The 4,558-nt window shown below is 73.7% G+C and carries 6 protein-coding genes; all 6 read right to left on the reverse strand.

The features are described 5' to 3' along the window. Positions 1 to 242, reverse strand: a 242-nt coding sequence (locus RWM17_RS12545) for a hypothetical protein (protein WP_399540482.1), incomplete at its 3' end; no start/stop codon positions are given. A 32-nt stretch (positions 243 to 274) separates the two neighbouring features. After that, positions 275 to 1,216, reverse strand: coding sequence for an ABC transporter permease (locus RWM17_RS12550; protein WP_314104155.1), 942 nt, complete (start codon positions 1,214 to 1,216; stop codon positions 275 to 277). Continuing rightward, positions 1,203 to 2,192, reverse strand: coding sequence for an ATP-binding cassette domain-containing protein (locus RWM17_RS12555; RefSeq protein ID WP_314104157.1), 990 nt, complete (start codon positions 2,190 to 2,192; stop codon positions 1,203 to 1,205). Before RWM17_RS12555 ends, RWM17_RS12550 begins: the two co-directional genes overlap by 14 nt. Before the next feature lie 44 nt (positions 2,193 to 2,236). Next, positions 2,237 to 3,367 carry a DUF2092 domain-containing protein gene (locus RWM17_RS12560; RefSeq protein ID WP_314104158.1) on the reverse strand — a complete coding sequence of 377 codons (1,131 nt, stop codon included), beginning with the start codon at positions 3,365 to 3,367 and terminating at the stop codon, positions 2,237 to 2,239. A gap of 147 nt (positions 3,368 to 3,514) precedes the next feature. Further along, positions 3,515 to 3,859: an antibiotic biosynthesis monooxygenase gene (locus tag RWM17_RS12565; protein ID WP_314104160.1), complete on the reverse strand. Its 345-nt coding sequence runs from the start codon at positions 3,857 to 3,859 to the stop codon at positions 3,515 to 3,517. 65 nt (positions 3,860 to 3,924) lie between these two features. Then, on the reverse strand, positions 3,925 to 4,407 hold the full coding sequence (locus RWM17_RS12570; protein WP_192041133.1) for an FBP domain-containing protein: 483 nt from the start codon (positions 4,405 to 4,407) through the stop codon (positions 3,925 to 3,927). Positions 4,408 to 4,558 lie beyond the last annotated feature (151 nt).

Below are 4,558 nucleotides of genomic sequence, written 5' to 3' on the forward strand. Positions count from 1 at the left end.
GCGTCCGGGTCGTCGGCCCCGGCGAGCACCACGACCGGCGAGCTGCCCCACAGCGCGCGGCTGGTCTCGACGGCCCTCTCGGCGGCGGTGCCCGACGCGGCGGCGGTGACCGCCGCCTCCGGCGTGGCCACCGTGAGCTCGACCGTCTCGGGATCGGGGGCCGACATCGTGCACGCCGTGACGGTCAGCAGGGCGCCGACGGCCAGGGCCGCTGCGGGGAGGAGGCGGCGTCGGGAAGTCACCGATCCACGGTAGACCGGGTGCGGGGCCCGACTCAGCTCAGGACGTCCTTCGTCGTGAAGCGTCCGAGCGCCAGAGCGCCGAAGACGGCGATGTATCCCGCCTGCAGCAGCGCGTTGTCCGCGAAGTTGCTCCACGAGATCGGATCGCGCAACAGATCGGCGAAGCCGAGCCAGTAGTGGGTGAACAGCCACGGGTCGAGGAAGTCCAGCTGCGGCAGCGCGTCGACGATCTGCGCGACGGTCGAGAGGACGATCGTCGCCGCCATGGCGCCCACCGGCACGCTGGTGAGCGTCGACGCGAAGAGGCCGATCGCGCTCAGCCCCAGCAGCGAGACGGTGACGTAGAGGGCCATCAGCAGCATGCGGCCCGCGTAGTCGCCGAGTCCGATCGTCTGGCCGGACAGCAGGGTGACCGGACCGACGGGGAACAGGGCCGCACCCGCGATCGCTCCCACGACGACCACCACGAGGGTGCCGACGAGGCAGAACAGGGCGGCGCCCGCGTACTTCACGAGCAGGAGGCGCACCCGGCCCACCGGGGTCACGAGCAGGTACCGGAGGGTGCCGAGGCTCGCCTCGCCCGCGATCGTGTCGCCCGCGACGACGCCCACCGTGAGGGGGAGGAACAGCGGGATGGCCACCGTGAGGGCGGTGAGCGAGACGAAGAGCCCGTTCTGCGTGATGTCCCCGAGGAACGCGGGACCACGCCCTCCCGAGCCGGCGTCGTCGGTCGTCACGCGGACCGCGACGGCGAGCAGGATCGGGATCAGCGCGAGCGCCGCCAGCAGGGCGATCGTGCGGACGCGGCGGAACAGGACGACGACTTCGCTGCCGAGCAGCGCGAGCCCGGAGCCGCGACGGAACTCCGTCGCGAGCGCGTCAGAGGAGGGAACGCCGGCCGAGCTGGCGGCGGTCCCGTCGGCGGCCGAGGAGGCGGTGGCCCCGTCGGACGGGATCGGATCAGCCGGCGACATCGAAGCCCTCCCCGGTCAGGTCGACGAAGCGGTCCTCGAGGCTCGCGCCCGAGACCTCGAAGCCGCGCACGCGCACGTCGGCGGCGACGAGAGCCGCGACGATCGCCTCGGGCGCCAGGCCCTCGACCGTCAGGTCGGCCTCGACGTGCGCTCCCTCGGACGGGGCAGGACCGGCCGAGCCCGGGTCGTCGGGCGCGAGGCCCAGCCGGCTGAGCACGTCACGGGCGAGGTCGGGATCGGGCGTGACCAGGCGCACGCGGTGCGTGCCGAGCGCACGGAGGTCGCCGAGGGTGCCCTGCGTGAGCAGCCGCCCCGCGCTCATGACGCCGATGTGCGTGCACATCTGCTCGACCTCGGCCAGCAGGTGGCTCGACACCAGGACCGTCGTCCCGTCGTCGGCGAGCGATCGGATCAGGCCGCGCACCTCCCTGGTGCCCTGCGGGTCGAGGCCGTTGCTCGGCTCGTCCAGCACGAGCAGGTCGCGCGGCATGAGGAGCGCGTTCGCGATGCCGAGGCGCTGCTTCATGCCGAGGGAGTAGGCGTGCGCCTTCTTGTCGGCGGCGTGGCCGAGGCCGACGCGGTCCAGGGCGGCCGCGACCCTGGCCTTGCGGGTGCCGCCCGGAGCCCGGCGGTCGCCGGAGTCGAGGCGCATCAGGTTCGCGCGGCCCGAGAGGAACGGGTAGAACGCGGGCCCCTCGACCAGCGCGCCGACTCGGGGCAGCACGTCGCGGGCACGATCGGGCATGGCGCCGCCCAGCACCCGGATCGAGCCGCTGGTCGAGCTCGTGAGGCCGAGCAGCATCCGGATGGTCGTCGTCTTCCCCGAGCCGTTCGGGCCGAGGAACCCGTAGACGCTGCCCCGCGGCACCGCGAGGTCGAGGTCGGCGACGGCCTGCTGGCGACCGAAGGTCTTGCCGAGGCCGACGGTCTGGACCGCGAGGCCGACGTCCGGCCCGGCCTCAGCCGCGTCGCTCACGGCACCCGTCGCTCACTGTGCCTGCCGCCCACGTCGACCGCCGCTCACTGCGCGGCGACGGCTGCCTCGAGGGCGTCGGCGTCGACGGCGCCGGCCCACACGCGCCCGTCGTCGCCCACGAACACCGAGACGAGCGAGGTCTGCAGCACCTTGCCGCCGTCGACCGGGGTGAGCACCTGGTCGAGCAGCGCCGAGCTGTCATCGGCGGCGTCGCCGGTCGGCGCGGGCTCACGGGTCGCCGAGGGGGCGAGGCCGACGATCGTGCTCCAGCCGGAGCCGAGCACCGTCTTCTCCGGTGCCTGACCGTCGGCGTGGTGCGCACGAGCGTCGTCGCCCGTGGGCGCAGGCACCTCGGTCACGTCGGCCCCCGCGGGCGGCGTGAAGGCGAAGACGTCGGAGGAGGGGGCGCTGAAGTCGACGGAGGTGAAGCCGACCGAGACGGCCGGGTCGGCCTGGCCCTTCGCGGCGACGACGACCTTGAGGGGCACGCCCGTCTCGGAGTCGACGGTCAGCGTCGCGCTGCCGACGAGCGTCGTCGGGTCGTCGGGCGTGAGGACGACCTGGTACGCGGTGCGGCCGGCGACCTCGACGTTGTCGGTCGCGGTGACGGTCGTGGTGGGCTCGACGGCCGAGAGCAGGGCCGAGGCGAGCTCGCCGGGGGTCTGGGGCACGGCGGTGCCGTCGGGCAGGGCGGTGGGCACCTCGGTGCCGCTCGCGTCGGGCAGCGTCAGGTGCGCCGCCTCCTTCGACTCGGAGTCCCAGGTCCAGACGCTGTCGCCGTCGCGGACGACGTCGCCCTCGGCCAGGTCCTCCACGACCTGCACGCGCTGCTTGTCCGTGCCGTCGACGAAGACCTTCGCGGTGTGGCTGCCGGTCAGGAGCTCCAGGGCGTCGCTCGTCGCGTCGCCGGCTCCGCCCTGGCCCTGGAAGCTCGACACGTCGGGCAGGCCCAGGTCGCTCGTCTGCTCGACCGTGCCCGAGAACGAGGCGCCGGAGCTCGACGCGGCGAGCTCGAGCACCTGCTGGGGAGTCTTGTCCGGCAGCACGACCTCGGCGTTCGCGGCCATCGACGGCACGACGATGCCGGCGGCCACGACCGCGGCCGGGACGACGACGGCGGGGATCCACCGTGCGGACCTCGATCGTGCCGACGGGGTGCGTGCTGCGTTGTCCATGGTGTCCTGTGCCTCTCGTGGCGGCTCGGTGCGGGTCGCGACTGGTCGGCAGGCTACGCGCCGACCCTGGAGACCACTGGGAACCCGAGGGGACGTCCCTCGACGTCGAGCGACACCTCTCCGGCGCCTGGCGGGACCGCGGTCAGCTCAGAGCTCGACGACCTCGAACTCGAGCAGGTCGGCACCGGTGGCGACCGGTCGACGGGGCGCCTCGGCGCCTTCGCCGCCCTGGTCGGCCGGCGCGCCCTGGCTCGGGGGAGGACCGGCGTGCGCGGCAGCGGCCCCGTTCGCCTGCCAGTCCTGGAACGACTGCTCGTCGGCCCAGGTCGTCACGACGAAGTACCGGGTGTCACCGGACACGGGACGGAGGAGCTGGAAGCCCTCGAAGCCGGGAGCGCCGTCGACCGAGTGCTTGCGGGCGGCGAAACGGGACTCGAGCTCGGAGCCCGAGCCCTCGGGCACGTGGATGGCGTTGATCTTGACGACGGACATGGTGCGACTCGCTCTCGTTCGGCCCGGCGGGATGCCCGGCGAGGGGTGACGGAAGGGGCTCGGGGCTAGGCGGTCTTCATCACGTTCGCGGTGAAGCCCTGCACGCGCTCGGCGAGGCCCGACGCGCGGCGCTCGATCTGCTCGGGCGGGTTCAGGTGCGGTGGCGCGACCCTGATGAGCAGAGAGCACGCCAGGTCCTCGCAGATGTACGTGCCGATCGTGTCGCCGTTGGCACCGGCGTCGCCGGCCTTGGGCGCGGTGAAGAGACGCACCTGCGTCGCGGGCTGAGGCGAGTGGCAGAGCGAGCACATGGCGGCGATGCCGGGTCGAAGGGACGAGCCCGACGACCGGACGACGAGACCGACCGGCCGGTCGTCCATCCAGTGCACGATGTAGCCGCGCTGGTGGGCCTGCGGGTCGCGCCAGCCCAGGAACTCGCGCTCGCCCCACAACATCTCGTGCAGGCCGGGGATGGGGAGCCGGTCGAGGTCGCCGGGGAGGGCGTTCACGAACGACTCACGGATGTCGGTCTCGGTCAGCGGCTTCATGATCGAGCCGAGCCTACGCGTCGCCGCCGACAGCGCGTCGGGACCGGCTCGCCGCCCCGCTCGGCCCCTACGCTGGCCCCGTGGTCGACACGGCGGCGGGGCACGGGGCGCGGGGCCCGGACGAGGAGGCGGTGGTCGCGCGCCTGAGGGC

The sequence above is a fragment of the uncultured Frigoribacterium sp. genome (assembly GCF_963515265.1).
In the GTDB taxonomy this organism is placed as follows: Bacteria; Actinomycetota; Actinomycetes; order Actinomycetales; family Microbacteriaceae; genus Frigoribacterium.